The sequence below is a fragment of the Fibrobacter sp. genome (assembly GCF_045112255.1).
In the GTDB taxonomy this organism is placed as follows: Bacteria; Fibrobacterota; Fibrobacteria; order Fibrobacterales; family Fibrobacteraceae; genus Fibrobacter.
Genome location: NZ_JBGUHR010000119.1, coordinates 41,291 through 61,049 on the forward strand (window position 1 = coordinate 41,291; position 19,759 = coordinate 61,049).

The 19,759-nt window shown below is 47.6% G+C and carries 9 protein-coding genes; 6 read left to right on the forward strand and 3 right to left on the reverse strand.

Translation table 11 applies throughout. The features are described from left to right. Positions 1-7: 7 nt before the first annotated feature. On the reverse strand, positions 8-1,735 hold the full coding sequence (locus tag ACJMM9_RS15080) for an ABC transporter ATP-binding protein (RefSeq protein WP_405328743.1): 1,728 nt from the start codon (positions 1,733-1,735) through the stop codon (positions 8-10). After that, the gene (locus tag ACJMM9_RS15085) at positions 1,728-3,491 is read right to left on the reverse strand and encodes an ABC transporter ATP-binding protein (protein ID WP_405328746.1); all 1,764 of its coding nucleotides are present in this window, start codon (positions 3,489-3,491) and stop codon (positions 1,728-1,730) included. Before ACJMM9_RS15085 ends, ACJMM9_RS15080 begins: the two co-directional genes overlap by 8 nt. A 179-nt stretch (positions 3,492-3,670) precedes the next feature. On the opposite strand from ACJMM9_RS15085, the gene ACJMM9_RS15090 reads away from it, so the two are divergent. The 6 genes from ACJMM9_RS15090 (at position 3,671) to ACJMM9_RS15115 (ending at position 13,131) form a co-directional block, all read left to right on the forward strand. Next, on the forward strand, positions 3,671-4,870 hold the full coding sequence (locus ACJMM9_RS15090) for a hypothetical protein (RefSeq protein ID WP_405328749.1): 1,200 nt from the start codon (positions 3,671-3,673) through the stop codon (positions 4,868-4,870). 102 nt (positions 4,871-4,972) lie between these two features. Beyond that, entirely contained in the window at positions 4,973-7,219 is a 2,247-nt protein-coding gene (locus ACJMM9_RS15095; RefSeq protein WP_405328752.1) for a TonB-dependent receptor, read from the forward strand. A gap of 15 nt (positions 7,220-7,234) precedes the next feature. Continuing rightward, on the forward strand, positions 7,235-7,456 hold the full coding sequence (locus ACJMM9_RS15100) for a FeoA family protein (RefSeq protein WP_014546404.1): 222 nt from the start codon (positions 7,235-7,237) through the stop codon (positions 7,454-7,456). Next, the gene (feoB, locus tag ACJMM9_RS15105) at positions 7,453-9,483 is read left to right on the forward strand and encodes a ferrous iron transport protein B (RefSeq protein WP_405328753.1); all 2,031 of its coding nucleotides are present in this window, start codon (positions 7,453-7,455) and stop codon (positions 9,481-9,483) included. The genes ACJMM9_RS15100 and feoB overlap by 4 nt, the downstream gene beginning before the upstream one ends. A gap of 202 nt (positions 9,484-9,685) precedes the next feature. Continuing rightward, a complete protein-coding gene (locus ACJMM9_RS15110) occupies positions 9,686-11,896 on the forward strand; it encodes a TonB-dependent receptor plug domain-containing protein (protein ID WP_405328756.1) in 2,211 nt (736 codons plus the stop codon). A gap of 14 nt (positions 11,897-11,910) precedes the next feature. Beyond that, positions 11,911-13,131: a hypothetical protein gene (locus tag ACJMM9_RS15115; protein WP_405328758.1), complete on the forward strand. Its 1,221-nt coding sequence runs from the start codon at positions 11,911-11,913 to the stop codon at positions 13,129-13,131. Between the two features lie 260 nt (positions 13,132-13,391). On the opposite strand, the gene ACJMM9_RS15120 is transcribed toward ACJMM9_RS15115, so the two are convergent. Next, positions 13,392-19,757 carry an amino acid adenylation domain-containing protein gene (locus tag ACJMM9_RS15120; protein ID WP_405328760.1) on the reverse strand — a complete coding sequence of 2,122 codons (6,366 nt, stop codon included), beginning with the start codon at positions 19,755-19,757 and terminating at the stop codon, positions 13,392-13,394. Positions 19,758-19,759 lie beyond the last annotated feature (2 nt).

The window sequence follows — 19,759 nt, forward strand, 5'->3', positions numbered from 1 at the left end:
ATGAGTTCTAGTTCACTTCTTGGAGCTTGAGCATTTTGCCGAAGAGGCCGCCTTTTGCCTTGAGTTCTGCGGGGCTGCCAGTTTCGACGACCTTACCGTTTTGCAGGACCACGACCTTGTCCGCATTGGCGATGGTGCGCATGCGGTGGGCGATGATGATGACGGTCTTGTTTTGCACGAGTTCCGAAATGCTCTGCTGAATCTTGGATTCGTTTTCGACGTCGAGGCTTGCAGTGGCTTCGTCGAGGAGCACGATGGGGGCGTCCTTGAGGATGGCGCGGGCGATGGAGATTCGCTGGCGTTCGCCGCCGGAGAGCGTGTCGCCGTTTTCACCGATGACGGTGTCGTAGCCTTGCGGGAGCTTTTGCACAAAGTCGTCGCAGTTCGCGAGTTTTGCGGCTCGTAGAATTTCTTCGTCGGTGGCGTCGCGTTTACCGATGCGGATGTTGTCGCGGATGGAGGTGTTGAACAGCACGACATCCTGGAAGACGATGGAGAAATTCTTGAGGAGCGTTTCGGGGTCAATTCTCGAAATGTCCTGGCCGCCGAGCGTGATGGTGCCGCCTTGAATGTCCCAGAAGCGAGCGGCGAGCTTTGCGGCTGTTGTCTTTCCGCTGCCAGACGGGCCCACGAGTGCGGTGATTTCGCCTTGCTTTGCGGTGAACGATGCCTTCTTCAAAACTTGCTTTTCTTCGTTGTAGTAGAAATCAACGTTCTTGAATTCTATGTCGTAATCGGCGGGTTCGAACTTTGTGGAGCCGCGTTGGACTTCCATCTCGTCCATTTCCTTGAATCGTTTGAGGCGAACATCCAAGAAGAAGAGTTCCGTCATGTTGTTTAGAACGAGGTAAATGGGACTGTAAATTGTCGATGCGCAGACGATGTACACGAGATAATCAAATACGCTTAATTTGTCTTGTGCAAGGAGAATGGAACCGAAGATGAGGACGGATGCAAGGCCAAGTTTCAAGAAAATCTGGGCGCCGTTCAAGATGACGCCAGACATGAACTCGCCTTTAATTTGGGAACGTTCATAAAATTTGGAGTGATCATCTAATGCTTTGCAGACGCTTTCTTCTTCGCAGTAGGACTTGATTTCTTGAATGTTTTCAAGGCTTTCCTGAATGTCTTCGGTAATGACGCGGGCGGCATTGTAGGTGTGCTTGAAATTCTTGAATTGAAATTTGCGGGAAAGGTAAATGAGCAATCCTGCAAACGGTGCAACCCACAAAAGTGCTGCCGCCATCAACGGGTTGTAAATGATGAGTGCGACTGCGCAGATAACGAGCATCGCGGCGACTGCAAAAATTTCAGGAACGGCGTGCGAGAAAATCATTTCAAGGGCGTTTACGTCATTCATGATGGTCGAAGTCAAGTCGGAAAGATCCTTTTTGCCAAAGAAGGCGAGTGGGAGCTTGCGCAACTTTTCAGCAAGCGTGATGCGGCGCTTTTTGCATTCCGAATAGACGGATTCGTATGTGCTGTCGTAAGAGAGCGCATAGATGAAGTACATGACAAGGTAAATGACGACCGCAATTGCTATGTAAACCCAGAAATTATGCGGTTCTGCCGACGGATTCTGCATTTTCGCCATGAATTCCTTGAGGAACAGGAACACGAACGAAAGCGGGAGCATTAACGAAAGGTAATGCCACGTTGTCCAAAATACGCCTTTGATAAATGTTTTTGTACCTTCATCAGAGAGGACAAAGCGATTCTTGATCCAATTATACATTCTTGCCTCCGATAGTCCAGCTGACGGACTGCTGATAATCTTGCCACATCTTGGCGAATATGCCGCCCTTTTCGACGAGTTCCTTGTGCGTACCGCGTTCCACGATTTCACCGCCTTGTACGACGAGAATCTGGTCAGCATTCACGATGCTTGTGAGCCTGTGTGCAATCATCAAGACTGTTTTGCCCTTCGAAAGCGTTTGCAATGCTTGCTGGATAAGGCTTTCGTTTTCGGGGTCTGCAAAAGCGGTGGCTTCGTCGAGAACGACGATCGGCGCGTTCTTGAGAATGGCGCGGGCAAGGACGATTCGCTGCTGTTCGCCACCGGAGAGGTATGTACCCTTGCTGCCGATGACGGTGTTGATGCCTTCGGGCAGGCGGTCAATGATTTCGCGGCATTGGGCGAGATCGAGTGCCTTGTTGACGCTTTCGATGGAAGCCTCAGGAGTTCCGTAACGGACGTTTTCCAAAATACTCTTCTTAAAGAGTCGAGTATTCTGGAAAACGAATGATGTGTTTTTCATGAGGACTTCTTGGGGTATTTCCTTGATGGGCGCGCCGCCGACTAAAATTTCACCGCCGTTTGCATCGAAGAATCTTGGGACGAGCTTTGCGATGGTGCTCTTGCCGCCGCCAGATGCACCGACGAGTGCGACTGTTTCGCCTTCCTTTATTTTGAATGAAATGTTGTGAAGAACTTCGTTTTCTGTGCCAGGGTAGGTAAAGCTTACGTTCTTGAATTCGACATCAAAGTGACTGACTTCTTGCGGATTTGTCGGTGTAGCAAGTTCTGGGTAATTTGTCAACGATTCGATGCTGCCGATGGCGAGCTTTGCCTGGTTGACAGCTTGGCTCAAGTACATGCTGCGCATGACGCACTGTGAAAATACAGGGGTCACGAGAACATAGAGCATCAAGTCTACAATCGTTGCGGCGATGTTGCCTGAACTTGTTGCAATAAGGAATGCCGTTGGAACAAGGATGAGGGCGACGCCGTTGATGAGTGTCGTGTAAGAGCACATGATGAATTTCCAGCTGCTGGAATATGCAGTGACCATCTGATGGTAATCATCAATTGTCTTATAGAAGTTCTTGAAGGAGAAAATCGTTTGCTGGAAAACTTTCACGACGGGGATGCCGCGCACATATTCGACGGCTTCGGTGTTCATGTCTTCGAGCGACTTCATGTACTTTTGCATAAAGTCCTTGCTCTTGTTCATCTTGGAACCGAGCGTGATAATGGCGTAGGCAATCGGAACGATGGAGGCGATGCCGAGTCTCCAATCGAAAATGAACATCAATACGAGCGAGGCGATGGGAACAACGATGGTTCCTGCCAAATCCGGGAGTTCGTGCGCCATGAATGTGTGCGTGATGGCGGCATTGTCGTCAATGATTTTGCGAATGCGTCCGGTGGGATTCTTGTCGAAAAAGCCAAGCGGGAGCTTGAGCAACTTTTTCATGGTGATTCTGCGGATGTTGCCTTCGATGCGGAATGCCACCAAGTGCGAACAGATGAGCGCTGAAAAATAGAGCACGATGCTTGCGGCTGAGAAAATCACGGCCATTAAAGCGTAATGCTTGACCATATCGTATGAAATCTTGCTTGCATCTGCAAATAATTCACGGACGATGAGCCATACATATATAAAGGGAGCGATCCCTGCGATGGAACTCAGTGATGAAAATAAAAGTGCAAACGGATATAAAATTTTTCGCGATTGCATATAAGGTGTTAATCTTTTGAAAACACTCATAGTTACCTTCTGTTTGTTTTTCGCACCAATTTTAATTTATTGAGGTCTTGTTTTAAAGGTTATATTAGTCATATCTAACTTTTTGGATTGGTTTGAGTCCATTTGGAGTTGAGACGGTCTTTTGGGATTTCTAAAATGCGCTCGAATCTTAAAAAGGTGTATAACACTAGGAGTCATGTATGAACAAAAAACTGATTGCACTTACTTTTGCTGCAAGCATTTTTGCTGCCTGCGGTAGCGATTCTTCGAGCAACGCTTCTGATTCGGATGATTACAAGCGCGAATTTGCGACTTCCATTTCAACCGGTGAAACGATGTTTATCGGCACGATGTCTTTAGACCATACGGATGATTTGGGCAAGGACTTTGTTGAAGTCGGTACGCGTGCAGGCGTTGTGTATTATGACAATGCCTTGTTCATCGCTGATTTGGATGTTGGTTCCATTTCCCGTTACAGCTTGGGCGAAAACAACAAGCTTGGCAAGGTGACGGCAAAGCTTTCTCTCCCGGGAACTTGGGTAAACCACATTTATTTTGTCAACGAAGAAAAGGCTTATTTGGGCGGTATGCTCGATTCCTTGATCATCATCAACCCGAAAACCATGAAGAAGACGGGCGCAATTGACCTTTCCAAGTACAAGGATAAGGATGCTCTCGTGGTGAGTCCGGGAACTGGCGTGATTGTTGACGGTCGCCTTTATGTGGGCTTTTTGCAGAATGTGAACGATTATGCCACGGGTAATGAAGCTCAGGTTGCCATTATCGATGTCAAGAAGGACAAGGTGCTTGCTGTCGCCAAGGACGACCGCATTGCTGCCGTGGGTTCCTTGGATGACTCCCAGAATCAGGCCTTCACCGTGCTTGACGGTTACATTTACTGCTACAGTAACGCTTCTTGGGGTTACGCTCCGGGCCAGGTTGATGGATTCCTCCGTATCAAGGTGGGTGAAACCAAGTTCGACGAAAAGTACATCTGGAAGGTCAGCGAAGAAGTTAGCATCAAGGACATTACGGCAAAGGGCAACTTCAAGTATCTCTCTCCGGCAACGTATCCGTCGGAAAATGGCTATGTCTATTCTTTCTTGAACGTGATGGTCGATTTGCAACAGGCCTGGACGGACATGGATAGCTACCACAATAACACTTGCAAGCCGGTGCAGATTGACCTTGCCAAGAAGAAGATCAAGGCTTTGCCGATCGATTATTCTTCGAGCTGGGCAAGCTACGGCAAGTATGTGGAAGACGATGGCAAGGTGATCTTTGCGGTCTCTACGGAAAAGGATGGCAATGCCTACTTCCGCTATGATCCGAAGACGGATAAGGCTAAGAAAATTGCCGAGTCCGAACAGATTCCGATGTGGATTGTACCGCTGAAGTAATAATGCTTTGAAAAATGGTGACCCCGGAGCAAACGCAAGATCAAGAAATAATGGATCCCCTTCGCGTTGCTCCGAGGATGACGAGTCTGGGTTTTATTGAAGATGAATATTCGTAAGTTTGCTGTTTCTTTTGCCGCTGTTGCGGCATTTGCCGTTGTTTCTGCTTATGCGCAGGATGATGAAGTTACTTCGTTCGAAGATTTTGATGAACCGGCCGCGGAAAGTTCTACGACTGATGTTGGCGTTTCTGAAACGCGCGGCGATGCTGCGGGCGGTTCTGCGAGTTCCGAAGATGTCACAAAGCTGGATCTACTTTCGGTCGAGACGGAATCTGAAGCGGAGCAAGCTGCCATTGCAAAACAGGTAGAAACGGTCTCTACGATTGACGCTGCTGAATTGCAAAATACGAGCAAGAGCGTTTCCAAGGCTATAAATTCTGCTTCTGGCGTGAAAGTCCGCAAGTCTGGCGGAATGGGCAGCGAAGGCAAAATCAATATTCGCGGCATGGAAGGCAAGAACATCAAGGTGCTTGTCAATGGCGTTCCTGTCGAAACGCAAGGAAATTTGGGACTTGACGATATTCCCATCGATCAAATTGCGGATATTGAAGTCTATAAGGGCTATATTCCGGCGCGCTTTGCAACAGACGGCGCGGGCGGTGCCATTAACATTGTGACCAAGAAGCGCAATGCAAATTCGATTGACGCATCTTACAGTATTTCGAGTTTCAATACGCACAAGGCATCCGTTGCTGCAAGCCATTTGATTGATAGCATTGCTGGCGCTGCAAGCCTCGAAATTGGCGTGTCTGGCTACTTTAACCATTCCGATAACGATTACGAATTCACTTCGCCGTACATGAAGAGTTCTACAGGCGAAGATACGAGCGTCGTTCGCGATCATGACCATTACACTTCTTACAATGTGCAAGCTTTTGCGAACTTGATGAACGCCTGGTTTGACCAGATTTCGCTCGGTGCTAGCTTTGGTGCGCTTGACAAGCAGATCCAAGGTGTTGAAAATCGCATTGTAGAATCTAGGGCTGAGGGTTATAATTTTGGAGCTTCGCTCGGACTGGACAAGAAAAATTTCTTTGCTAAAGATCTGAATTTCAGTGACCATTTTTCGTTTGGCTTTGCTGAAAATAAAATCATCGATACGAGCCGAGTCCATTGCCGCAACTGGTTTAGCTGCGATACGGCGTCAAAAAATGTGGGTGAACTTGTGTCCATGGGACTTCCGAGATTGCGTACGGTGCAGATCTATGATTTCAACAACTTGCTGAATTTTGATTACCAGTTTATTAAGGATCAAAAGATTTACTGGAATACGCTCATCAAATACCACAAGGAAAATCCTGAAGACGATTACGGCTCTGAAAAGGCTCAGTTTAATACGGCGGGCCTTCCAGGAGAAGTTTTCTCGGTGACGACGGGACTTTCGCTTGAAAATAATTTCTTTGATTCGCGCCTCCAGAATCTTCTCGGTTTCAAGTTCCATTACATGAAGGCAGAGATTTCGAATATGCCGACAAGCCTTCTGATTGAACCTGCGGTAGAATCGAACGATTACAACGATTTTAGCTATGATGAAAGCTTGATGTTCAAGGTGGCAAAACCGTTTTCCATGAAAGCTTCGTATCAGCATGCAGTGCGCTTGCCGACTCCTGAAGAACTCTTTGGCGATGGCATTCGCGTGAGTGCGGCGACAAGCCTCAAGCCTGAACAGGCTGATAATTTCAACTTTGGAATTTCTGTAGACTTGCAGGAATTGCCGCTTGTGACAAGGCTCCGCTTTGATGGCGACGTGTTCTATTCGTACTACAAGAATCGAATTCACTATATGAGTTCGGCTCAGATGTCTACGCCTTACTTTAACATGAATCCGATTCGTGGCTGGGGCTACGAAGGTGATGTAAAGCTGGATGTGAATGAATGGGTTTTGCTCGGGACGAACTGGACTTTCCAGGATTTGCGCAACATGAAATATACGGCGAAGCAGGGTGTCCCGAAGAAGGCGATTGTGCCGAATATTCCGCGATTCTTTATGAACTATCTCGCAGAATTCCATATGGGTGATTTGTTTGGCAAGGAAGACTTCTTGAAAGTCTGGTGGTCTGCAAATTATACAGATGAATATTTCTACGGCTGGAAGATTAGCTCCCGCCAGAGCCGTAAAATTAAATCCTCGTTCACGCAAGATATTGGCGTTGAATATTCCCTTTGGGATAATAAACTGGGCTGGAGCTTTGAAGTCGATAACATCACGGATAGCGAATCGTTCGACAAGTTTGGTGAAAGTAAACCGGGTAGGAGTTTTGCAACAAAGATTCGCTACAGCTTTAAATAGAAGGAGGTTATAGGAATGTGTTTGTCTGAATTACAGGAAAATCAGAAGGGCTTGATTCAAAAGATTAACGGGGATTCCCGATTCATCTCTCGCGTCGTGTCGATGGGGCTTCCGCCGAGCAGCCCGTTCTTGGTGCTGCAAAATGACGGGCGTTCCCCGGTTCTCGTGTATTCGCACGATACGATGATTGCGATTAACCGCAAAGAATGCATGCAGATTGATGTGGAGATGGCATGAGAACGATTGCTTTGCTGGGACAGCCGAATTCCGGCAAGTCCACGCTTTTTAATGCATTGACGGGCTCGCATCAGCATGTCGGCAACTGGCCCGGAAAAACGGTGGAAAGGGCGGAAGGCTTTTTCACGCAGGGTGAAGAACTTTATCGCGTTGTCGATTTGCCGGGCAGCTATGGGCTTACGGCAAACTCTGCCGAAGAGGTCGTAACGCGTACTTACATCGAACATGGTTACGCAGACATTGTCTGCGTTATCGTTGACGCGTCGCAGCTGGAACGCAGCCTTTACATGCTTGCGGATTTTGCGGGCGTGAAAAGCCCGGTGATGCTTGTGCTCAACATGATGGATGTTGCCGAGCAGAAAGGCAAAAAGATTGACGTCCAGAAAATCGAAAAGCTCTTGAACATTCCTGTGCTTGGTTTTACTGCGGCGAATCTGGATGGCTATCCGAAATTCTTTGAAACGCTGAGTCGTGCGATCGAGAAAAAGGCGACGATTTCATCGGAAAAAATCCGCGAAATTGCTTTACGTGAAGGCGATAAAGCGCGCGTTGCAAATCTGAAAAAGCTTGAAGATCTGATTGCGTCCTTGAAGTTTGACAATCGCGAAAAATTCTGGATGGCGTCAAAGCTTTTGGAAAATGATTCGCTTGTGCGTTCGGAAATCGAAACGGCGGTGACGCCGGAACATTGGAAAGAAATCAAGGGGATTCTTGATTCTGAAGGTTCTGATGGCGGCCTTCTGACGGGCGAGGCAAAATACCGCTTTGTCTCTGAAGTTCTCCGTGAAGCATCTTCGGGCGAAGAAAAGACAGCAAAGCTTTCTCGATTTGACAAGATTGCGACGCACCGCATCTGGGGCAAAATTGTCGCTTTCTTTATTCTCGTGTTTACGCTTGCAGTGAGCATGATGATTGCGGTCCCGATTATTGCAGGAAGCTTTGGGTTCCAGCATGTCGCAGAGCCGTTTGTGATCCAGATGTGTGAAAAGCTTGGCTGGTGGCCTTCTGTGGCGTCGCTTATCAATGGCGTTATCATTGGCGGCCTTGCTGTGACTGTTGCCATGATGAGCTTTGTCTTTGCGATTCTCGTGACATTTGGCCTGATGGAAGATACTGGTTACTTGGCAAGATCTTCGTATGTGTTTGACTCGTGGCTTTCTCGACTCGGCTTGCATGGCAAGGCTTTTATGCCGCTGTTTTCGGGCCTTGCTTGCACGGGTGGCGCTGTCTGCGGTACACGCGTCCTGGATACACGTGGACAGCGCTTGTTTGCAATGGTGCTTTTGTGGTCGATCCCGTGCGGTGCTAAAGTCTCCGTTGTGCTTTTCCTTGCGTCGGTGTTCTTTGGCTCGGCGGCTCCGCTCTTTGGCGTGATTTACGTGGCGATGATTTTTGCATCGTTCTGGCTCTCGTCAAAGCTTTTCGGAAATAAGTTGATGCCTGTGAACGAACGTGTGGGCATGATCATGGAACTCCCGCCGTACCACAAGCCGCATTGGAAGATTTTGTTCAAGACGGTTGCCCGTAATGTCTGGGCGGTTTTCAAGAAGGCGATTGCTGTCATTTGGTTTGTGTCCCTCCTGTTCTGGATTGTTTCTTATTCGAAAGACGGCATTGTTGAACACAGTGTCCTTTACACGATTGGAAATGCAATTGAACCGTTTACGCAGATTTTCGGTATGCGCTGGCAACTCTTTATCTCGTATTTGGGCGGTGTTTTTAGCAAGGAAGCATCTCTTGGCGTGATGAGCGTTGTTTTCGCAAGTACAAGTGATGCGTTCTCGCTTGTTGCCCGTAATGAGGCTGGTGCAAATCTTGGCGAAATGATGCGGGCTGTGGTTACAATTCCGGAAGCTCTCGCGTTTATTTTTGCATCGATGTTCAATATTCCCTGTGTGCTTGCAATGGGAACAACGTATCGCGAAACACATTCTCTCAAGTGGATGCTTACAATTGCGGGTTACTACTTTGCAATTTCGCTAGGCTTGGCGTTTATAGTTTACCACATTGCGTTGTGGGTGCTTTAAGACTTCTTCGAAAAACCCAGACTACAATAGAAGCGGGTATGGCGTGCCGAACGGTGCGCCATACTTGTTTATATAACAACCGCTCAGAATGACGAGAAATTAGCTTAGTCTAATCGGATTGTTTTAAAACTGTTTAGAGTAGATGAATTATAGGTGCTTAATTTATTTTTACTCGTCCAAGTTGGAATTAGGGTTTTCGAAAATGAAAAAGAAAATTGCGTTTTCTGTTGCGTTGTGTTCTGCTTGTGCAATTGCACAGACTGATGAAGTTACAAGCTATGACGATGCGTTCTTTGATGAACCGGCAACAGTGAGTGAAAAGCCTGCTCCTGAGGCTTCTAATTCTGAAAGTGCAGCAAAGATCTCTGATGTTACGGTTCTTGACGGCCTGTCGGTTGAAGACGAAAGTGAAGCGGAGACATCTCCAGTTGATACAAAGACGAAGGCCGAATCGGTCAAGGTCTTGGATACAAAGGAACTGCAAGGCTCGAGTGCGACAATTGCCGAAGCGACAAATCGTTCTAGCGGCGTGAAAATCCGTCAGTCGGGCGGCCTTGGCGGTGAAAGTAAAATCAATATCCGCGGCATGGAAGGCAAGAACGTGAAAGTCCTTGTCGATGGCGTCCCTGTGGATAATGGAAACGGCTCGCTTTCAATCAATGATATTCCTATTGACAAGGTGGACCGCATTGAAGTTTACAAAAGCTATGTGCCGGAACGCTTTGCGACGGATGGCATGGGTGGCGTGATCAATATCGTGACGCGCAATTTGCCTGAAAGTTCTATTGCTGGGTCGTATTCCTTCGGAAGCTTCAATACGCACAAGGCTTCCCTTGATGCAAAGTATGTATGGGTTGTAGATTCTACTAAACAGCGTTCTGTAGAAACAGGGCTTTCCGCTTATTACAACTATTCCGATAACGATTACAGATTCACAACGCCGTACATGGATACAACGGTGACGCGTGAACATAACCAATACTATAGCTATAACATTGCGCCATTTGTCAACTTGAATAATTTCTGGTTCGATAAAGTTTCTGTTGGCGGCTCTTATGCTAAATCGTTTATGCAGGTGCAGGCGACTTCGCATCGAGTAGAAAAGATGACTATGGATGGTGATGGCTTGGGGCTTTCTTTGGGTCTCGAAAAGTCTAAGCTTTTTTTGGATGGCTTGTCCGCAGGGCTTGCTTTTAATCTTTCTACATCTGAAGCAAATTTAGTGGATACAAGCTCTGTGTATTTTTACAGCTGGGACAAGACTGATACACGCGTGTCTGATGAACCTTTAGGTGAACGCGCTATCGGAGCGCCCTCTCTTGCCAAATACTCTAAATTCTCCATAAATGTGCCGTGGAATGTCGCTTATTCCTTTAATGACAACCATTCCCTTACATGGAGTGGCTTGTACAAATATGATTCCCAGAAATTCGAGGATGAGCTTACTTTGGTCCGGACGATCAATAATACGCCTTTTGATGGCTATGATTATTCTATTGTGTCCGGCCTTTCCCTGGAAAACAACTTTTTTGATTCGCGTCTTCAGAATGTGCTTGGTGTGAAAGGCTTCTATTACAAGCTGAATGCCGATAATGAAAAAGACAAGATTACTCGTTTGAAAAATGAGAATATTGATAAGAAGGATTTTGGCTACAGCGAAAATATAAGATGGAAAATTATTGATGCCGTTGCTTTGCGCGCAGGCTTCCAGCATAGCTTGCGGTTCCCGACCCGTGATGAAATTTTTGGCGATGGACTTTATGTTGCCAGCGCTCCAACCCTGAAGCCTGAAAAATCGAATAATTTTACTGCGGGCATTGATGTCGATCTGGATAAACTTCCGCTTATTCTGAAATTGCATCTTGAATGGAACGGGTTCTATTTGCTCATGGATGACCGAATTTACATTAGCCCGTTCTCTTCTACGCCGCGTCCTTGCTATAACAGCTCTGGAACAAAGACAAAGGGCTTTGAAATTGAAGCCAACATTGATGTGAATGAATATGTGAATCTTTCGTGGAATATGACGTTCCAGGATGTGCGCAGCCGTGAAGACGACCGTACATATGGAATTTCTAAAGGCTGGATTGTTCCGAATATCCCGAGATTCTATACAAATTTTGGCGTGGAATTCCATGCAGGAGACTTGTTCTTTGCTGAAGATTTCTTCAAGGTCTATTGGCTTGCAAATTATACGGATGAATATTACTACTCCTGGAAAGTTTCAAAGAAACAGAAGCGTGTAATCCCGAGCGCATTTACGCAGGATGTCGGTATTGAATATTCCATTTGGGCGAATAAGCTCTCCTGGAATTTTGAATTGCACAATCTTATGGATGTAACAGCCTATGACAAGTTTGGTGAATCCAAGATGGGCCGCGCATTCTTTACAAAGTTGAATTTTAACATATAAACAAAGGATAAAACATGAAAAACCTCTTTAAAAATATTTTCTTGGCGGCATCGCTGAGCCTTGCTCTTTCGGCTTGCGGTGATGACACGGGTTCCAATGCCGATGACAACGGCTCTGGAAAGGATTCTGAATCCGCTAATTATGCGCTTTCGTTTAAAGTGGATAATGCTCAGTATTATGGCGTGGGCAAGTTCACTGATAACCAAAAGAAGCTCATTGAAAATTTTGATGAAGGCCCGTCTACAGGAAGCGTCGCCTATTTTGATGGTGCCGTCTATACGTTGATGGTAAGTGAGGACTTCTCGTCTACGACATTGTCCCGCTATGAACTGGATAAGAAAGGCCGCATGCCGGAAAAGGCCACGGCAACGTACAAGATTACGTCCGGTCCGTCTCTCATGTTCATTTTTGTGGACAAAAATAAGATGTATGTCGAAGAGCCGTATGGTGACAAGCTTACCGCTCTTAACCCGAAGACATTGAAGAAATTGGGCGAAGTGAAGTTTACACCGGATAAGGGTGCCCAGCTTGCGGCTCCGAGTTCCGCCGTTATTCGCGATGGCAAAATCTATGTCTCGCTTGCACAGATGATTGATATTGAACAGGGTGTCGGCTCCCCGTATGGTTCTGTTGCTATTGTTGATATTGCTACGGATAAGGTGGAAAAAGTTATCAAGGAAGACAAGACGGCTTATCTTGGTATTTATGACGATATGAATAACACGATGGCTTTTGTTGATGAAAATGGCGATATCTACTTCTATGCTATGGCCATGTTCGGCATGCTCGGTGAAGATTACAAGGAAGGTTATGTCCGCATCAAGAAGGGCGAAACGGAATTTGATAAGGATTATGTCCTTCGCTTGAATGATTGTGCATATAAGGGAAAGAGAGTCGAATATGGTGGCCTTATGACCGGTGGTGCTTATGCTGGTGACGGTAAGTATGTTGCCTTGTTCGGTACTTTCGAAGACCCGTCAAACATGAACAATTACGAATGGCAGCCCATCCTGATTGACATGAAGAAAAAGAAGATCACAAATCTTGATCTTGGCCCGACGCTTTCCTGGCTTGCTCCGTCAATCCGCCTTGATACGGATGGAACTGTTATCTTTGGACATAACGACGGTAAGAAATCCGCTATTTACCGTTACGATGTAAAGGCAAATAAGCTTAAAAAGGAAATGGACGTTTCTTCTGGCGATGCTTATTTCATCGTTCCTACTAAGGATTAATTTAATCTAGGCTTTATGATCTTCTAAAAAATCCAGACTCCCATAGAAGAAAAAGTATGACGTGCCAAACGGTGCGTCATATTTTTTTTGCGTGAGACTCGTCATCCTGAACGCGTAGCGTGAAGGATCCAGTGCTTGACTTGACTGGATTCTTCGCTTCGCTCAGGATGACGGGTGTAAATGTTCTGGTGACGAGTGCGAAAACAAGAAGCGCCGGGCTTTGTACCCGACGCTGATTTTTACTAAGGAGAGCTTTTTTGCTAATAGATGAGAGTTATGAATTCCCTGATGCTCTTGGCTTGGAGAATCTGGTCGATACTTACGGTTTTCTTGAGGTCTAGCGCAATCTTATCGACGAGTTTCATCAAGGTGATGGAATCACCACCGATAGAATAGAAGTCATCGTCAAGTGTGATGCCTGGATTCTCGAAAACGCTTTGCCAGAGTTCAAGCATTGCTTTTTCTTCATCGGAGATGTTCTCGTTTGCGGTCGCGCTTGTTGCGTTTTGTGCGGCCGCTGCAATGGGCGCTTCCGGAATCGGGAGCTGCTTCTTGTCAACCTTGCCGTTTGCAGAAAGCGGGAAAGAATCCATCGTGACGATTCTTGAAGGAATCATGTAGCCTGTGAGCGTTTTGGATATTTCGCTCTTGAGCGTAGCTTCTGCATTTTCGGTATTGGCGCCGAGAACATAGGCGATGATTTGCTTGCCGCTCCCTGGAACATCCTTGAGTGCAGCGACAGCTCGTGTGACGAGTCCCGTGTGCATCAATGCGGCTTCGATTTCACCGAGTTCAATGCGGAATCCGTTGAGCTTGATTTGCGTATCGGAACGCCCGAGGAATTCGATGTAACCTTCGGTCTTGAGCTTGCCCAAGTCTCCGGTGCGGTAGATGCGGCCAAGTTTCGGATGGTTGATGAATGCCTTGCTTGTCTTTTCGGGATCGTTGTTGTAGCCCTTGGCGAGTCCCACGCCGCCAATGTAGAGGTCGCCCTGGACTTCTGGCGGACAGAGCTTCAAATCGGCGTTGAGCACGTAGAAGGTCTGGTTCTTCATCGGGTAGCCGTAAGGTACGCAGTCCCAATCCACTCGCACTTCGCTGAACGGGTAGATGATGGACCAGATGGCCGCTTCGGTAGCGCCGCCGAGACTGATGAGGTCTGCCTTGCAGCCCGCATTTTTCGATGTTGTGCAAATGTCAAGCGGGATGCGGTCACCCGAAAGGAGGACCTTGCGGAGCGAAAGATTCCTTGAATCGTTTGCCGAAATGCGGTGCTTCATCGCCATGTCGAAAAGCACGGGAACGGAATTCCAGACGGTCACGTTCTGCGTACTGAGTACTTCGCAGACTTCGCGCATGTCACGCGCGTCGCTCACTAAAGCGAGCTTTGCGCCGCTGCTGAGAGCGCCGAATATGTCGTACACGGAAAGGTCGAAGCAAATCGAAGAAATGCCGATGAGCGCGTCGTTTTCGTTGAGGGCGAGTCGTTCGTTGACATCGATAATCGTATTTGCGGTCGCTCCGTGCTGCATGATGACGCCTTTGGGCTTGCCTGTGCTACCGGAAGTGTAGATGATGTAGGCTTCGTCTTTGGGCGTGTTGATGGCTGGGAGCATCTTTTCGCTGTAGCTTAAGATTCCCTTGGATTCGAGATAGGACTTTTTCAGCAGGAATTTGCAGTTGCCATCTTGCATGATGAAGTCTACGCGTTCTTTGGGGTACGATACGTCGATAGGAACGTAGACGCCACCGGCCTTGAGGATGCCGAGAATGCTTGCAATCGTTTCCGGGATGCGTTCGCCGAGAACAGCAACGCGGTCACCGCGAATGACCCCGTTATCGTGGAGGTAGTTTGCGATGCGGTTCGAAAGAATGTCGAGTTCCGCGTAGGTAAGCGCTGAATCTTTTCCGATAACGGCTGTGCGGTCCTTGAAATTCTGCATGGCGCTATTGACAAGCCCATGCAGGTTTTTTACAGGAGTTGCACCGACAGCGGGGTTGTAGTTATTCCATACGTTCTTGAGTTCCGGGAAATGGAGCTTGTTTTCGCCGTTGGCGATGTAACGGATGTTTTCGACAAAGTCCTTGAATATCTGGTCGATAATTTCAGGTTCAAACATTTCCTTGACAACGTCCCAGGTGACGTAGAGCTTTTTGCCCATTTCTCCAATTTGGTTGTCAATGAAAATTTGCGGAGTCTGCGAAATGGAATAACGCAGCTTGCCGAGAACTTCGTAGTAGTTTTCAGGCGCGTCAAACAAGACACAGGTGAAGACTACGGGCAGAATAGCCTTGCCAAACTGGTTCCTTGATTTGGCAAGTTCGCGCATGATTTCGGTGCCGTCGTAAGACAAGTGCTCAAGACCGTCCATGATGCGCGTTTGCACATCGGAAGCCTGTTTCCACAAGTCGTTTTCGTTCATCGAAAGTGCGAGTGGCAAGAGTTTGGTAAAGTCGCCGATGATTTTTTCGACATCCTTGTGGAACGGCTTGCGCTCGAATGCGGTCAAGTTCAGCACCATGTCTTGCTGATTGCTCCAGCGTTCAAGAACCTTGGCGTAGATGGTGCAAAGCAGTGCCGATGGCGAAATGCGATGTTCTTTGGCGACCTTCTTGAAGTTGCTCCAGGTCTTTTTGCAAATAACATCTTGCTTTCGTGTAATCGTGTATTCTGTACAGTCTGAAACTTTTTGTGCAAGTGGCACATGCGGGTATTCGGGGAATGTCGGCAATCGTTCCATCCAATATGCCTTATCTTCTTCGTAACGCTTTTCGTCACGAGAACGAGATAGGTCACGGACATAGCGTTCGTAGGAGTAGCCGATGCGTTCTTCGAACGGCTGCTTGCGCAAGACGCGTCCCAAATCCGAGAAGAAGATTTGCATGCTGTCACCGTCGCAAACCATCAAGTCGAAGCTCACGAAAACAGTGCGGGTTTCTTCGCCGTAATCGACAGCCTTGAATGTGAAAAGCGGCCATTCGTCGTGCTTGTAGATGTGGTGCGAAAGATCGTTCCTGATCTTGAGCGTTTCTTTTTCTCGCTCTGCCGAGGTGCATTTCACGACTTCCATCTTGTAATCGGGAACATCGGTGAGAACCTTCTGTGTTCCGTTGGGGAGGAATATGGCGCGGAAAGCGTCGTGCTTTTTCACGACCTTGCGGATGGCATTTTCGATTTCGGGAACCGTATATTGCGATTCGATTTCGAAGTAATAATGGGCGTTGTACTTGCCGAGTTCAAAGTGTTCGTTGCGACCGTTCAAGTAGGCGAGCTGAACGCCCGTCATCGGAAATTCCGTGCCTTTGCCGGATTCGCCAGAATCCGTGGCGGAAAGCGCATCGGCTGCACTTTTGGGAACAATCATGTCTTCGACGGATTCGGCAAAATCCCTTGCGTTTTGTGCGTTCAGTACGGATACGAACGGAACGCGGATGCCGTATTTCTGGTCGATACGCTGAGCGATTCTTTGAGCCTTGATGGAATCGCCGCCGAGTTCGAAGAAGTCGAGGCTGCAATCGATTTCCTTGAGTTCGAGAACCGATTTCCAGATGTCGATAATCACGGATTGCGTTTCGGTGAGGACGACCGCAGCTTTGGTTTCAACTGCATTTGCAGTGTTCACTGAGCCTGCGGAGAGATTCTGCATGAGCGTTTTGCGGTCGAGCTTTCCGTTGGACGATAACGGCATTGCATCCAGGTGGATGAACCTGTGCGGAATCATGTATGCGGGCAGGAACTGTGAAAGCTCGTTCTTGAACCATTCCTTGTCCTGCTGCGTACCTGTGTAGAATGCGACAATTTGCTTGTTCGTGTCGAGAACGACAATGGCGCTATCGACAGATGCAATGGCGTTCATGCGCTGCTCGATTTCGCCGAGTTCAATGCGGTAGCCGCCGACTTTGACCTGGCTGTCTTTGCGGCCGAGGAATACGACATAGCCGTTCGTCGAGAAACGCCCGAAATCCCCGGTCTTGTAAATGCGGCCGAATTTCGGATGGTCGATGAATGCGGCCTTCGTCTTTTCTTCGCTGTTGGCGTAACCTTGAGCGACGCCAACGCCGCCGATATAGATTTCGCCTTGGACTTCGGGCGGGCAGATTTCAAGCGATTCGTTCAGAACGTAAATCGTCTGGTTTGCAAGCGGATAGCCGTAAGGAATGCTTTGCCATGTCGGATCCACTTGCACGATCGGGAAGTAGATGGACCAAATGGATGCTTCGGTTGCGCCACCCAGACTGTAAATTTGGGCGTTGGGGAAATGCTTGCGGATGCGTTCTGGGAGCGAAACGGAAATCCAGTCGCCGCTCAGGAGGACTGATTTGAGTTCGTTGTTGGTGTAGGATTCGTCAAGGCTGTCGATGAAAAGTTCCATGCCGGCAGGGACGGAGTTCCACAAGATGTTTTTGGAACTGTCCATGAATTTGCGGATTTCATCGGTTTCGCGAATGTCTTTTGCGATATCGAGCTTGCCGCCTGCAATCAATGTGCCGAAGATATCGTACACGGAAAGGTCGAAGCAGTACGAAGAAAGTCCGAGAATTGTGGAGTTCTCGTTTACGCCCATGCGCTCGTTGATGTCGATGATGGTGTTCATCATTGCTGCATACGAAATGAGCACTCCCTTCGGGACGCCTGTGCTTCCGGAAGTGTAAATGACGTAAGCGGTGGCATTGAGATCTGGATTCGGCGCAAAGTCGGCGCGTTCGCGGGTTGGCGATTCTACAAGTTTTTGCGGTTCTACCAACAGCTTGCAATTGGAATTCTTGACAATGTAATCCTTTCTGTCTTCAGGCCACTTGGCATCAACGGGGATGTATGTCGCGCCAAGTCCCATCGTGGCAAGGATTGTGATGACGGTCGAGAAATTCTTTTGCGAGAGAATGGCGACGGAATCGCCGCATGTCACACCCTGTATTTTGAGCATGAACATGGCCTTGCGTACGGAATCTTCAAGTTCAGCGTAAGTCATGGTCGTCATGACACCATCTTGCAATGCGATGTTGTCGCGGAACTTTGCAAAGGAACGCTGCAAGTATGCAATCGGATGCTCAATGCTGAATGTCTTTGCAGTGCTGTTGTAAGCTTCCACTCTTTTTTCAACATTGATGGCTGGGCTTGCGAAGTCGGCGCTTGCTGCGAATTCTTCAATGGATTCGCTGTAGAATTGGAACATTTCGGCGATGAAATCTTTCGGGAAAATCTTTTCGAGATAGTCCCATGAAATCAAGAGTCCGCCGTCGTGCGTTTTGCTAATCTGGTTATCGATGCTGACCTGGGAAGTCTGCGATTGAATGTAATTTACCTGCAAACCTTGCGGTTCAGGGAGCTTGCCGAAGAGCATGCTTGTAAAGACAATCGGCATCGGATTGTCTTTGTCAATCTGCTTTTGACGGATCAAGTCGCGAATGACTTCGACGCCTTCGTAAGCGCTGTGGTCGATGCGTTCGTACATGCGGTCGCGAACTTTCTGGAGCGTGTCGCGGACATTCAGGCCGTCAAGCGATTTCGATGAAAAATCAAAGATGACGTTGCTTGTGTAATCGCCGATGATGTGGTCCATGCCTTCAATGCCGTAAGGGCGGTTGAGCATGGTGATGTTGACGGAGAAATCGCCACTTTCGCTGAATCTTGCGAGCGTTTTCAGATAAAGATAGAAGAGGACAACGCTGGAAGTGACGCCATTTTTGCGGGCGGTGATTTCCATTTTGCGGAGTGTCTCTTTGCTGAATATTTTTTGGACGCGGTTGCAGATGTTAGCTTCGTTATCGTTTGCGCTTATGATGGGGAACTTCGGCGCTGCGGGAATATCGGCTTCGAGATTGTGCCAAAATTCAGCATCGCGATCGTGTTTTGCGCTGTCCTTACGGGACTTGATCCATTCAACGTATTGCGGGTTATTTTCAAAGTCGAATGATGGCAAAACTCCTTCGTGATAGAGCGACAGAAATTCGGAGGCGAGTCCCTGTGTGCTTAATCCGTCAACGAACATGAGCTCTAGATCAACGGCCGCAATGGAACGCTTTTCGGTTGTGATGTTCGTAATGTCGAACAGCGGCCATTTGCCGAGATCGCGCATTTCGGTTTGTGCGCGTAAACGCTTTTGATCGAGGTGTTGCTTTAAATCGCTCTCTGCAACAGCTTCGCGTACAATCTTGAAATTCTTGCTGATGTCCTTGGCGAGGATGCACTGGTTTTCGTCTTCGACAAATGCTCGGAGCGCTTCGTGCTTTTCGATGAGCTTACGGATGCAATCTTCGGCTTTGTCAATGTCTAGAGCGTGTTCTACTTCAAAATAAAAATGAGTAGAATTAACAGAACCATGGAAATTCTGCTCACGCCCTAGACGGTAGGACTGCTGCATTGGTGTCAAGGGGATTTTTTTTTCGACATCGGCTCCTTTGCTGAGCTTTTCCTGAATTTTATCCACCAAGTCGCCGATTGTTTCTGCTTTAACCAAATCTAGCATGCCGAATTCGATTCCGAAAGTTTCCTTGGCTTCGCCTAAAAATCGGAACATCTGGATGGAATCTTCAAAAACTTCATACAGCGAAGTTTCTCTGGAAATTTTTTGATTTAAAAATTTTTCAATAGAATCGTATATTTCTTGTGATGTAAACTGAGACATGT

Coding starts and splice junctions, on each gene's coding strand:
- feoB (WP_405328753.1), top strand. CDS start 7,453: ATGAGAACGATTGCTTTGCTGGGACAGCCGAATTCCGGCAAGTCCACG.
- ACJMM9_RS15085 (WP_405328746.1), bottom strand. CDS start 3,491: ATGAGTGTTTTCAAAAGATTAACACCTTATATGCAATCGCGAAAAATT.
- ACJMM9_RS15100 (WP_014546404.1), top strand. CDS start 7,235: ATGTGTTTGTCTGAATTACAGGAAAATCAGAAGGGCTTGATTCAAAAG.
- ACJMM9_RS15115 (WP_405328758.1), top strand. CDS start 11,911: ATGAAAAACCTCTTTAAAAATATTTTCTTGGCGGCATCGCTGAGCCTT.
- ACJMM9_RS15080 (WP_405328743.1), bottom strand. CDS start 1,735: ATGTATAATTGGATCAAGAATCGCTTTGTCCTCTCTGATGAAGGTACA.
- ACJMM9_RS15090 (WP_405328749.1), top strand. CDS start 3,671: ATGAACAAAAAACTGATTGCACTTACTTTTGCTGCAAGCATTTTTGCT.
- ACJMM9_RS15095 (WP_405328752.1), top strand. CDS start 4,973: ATGAATATTCGTAAGTTTGCTGTTTCTTTTGCCGCTGTTGCGGCATTT.
- ACJMM9_RS15120 (WP_405328760.1), bottom strand. CDS start 19,757: ATGTCTCAGTTTACATCACAAGAAATATACGATTCTATTGAAAAATTT.
- ACJMM9_RS15110 (WP_405328756.1), top strand. CDS start 9,686: ATGAAAAAGAAAATTGCGTTTTCTGTTGCGTTGTGTTCTGCTTGTGCA.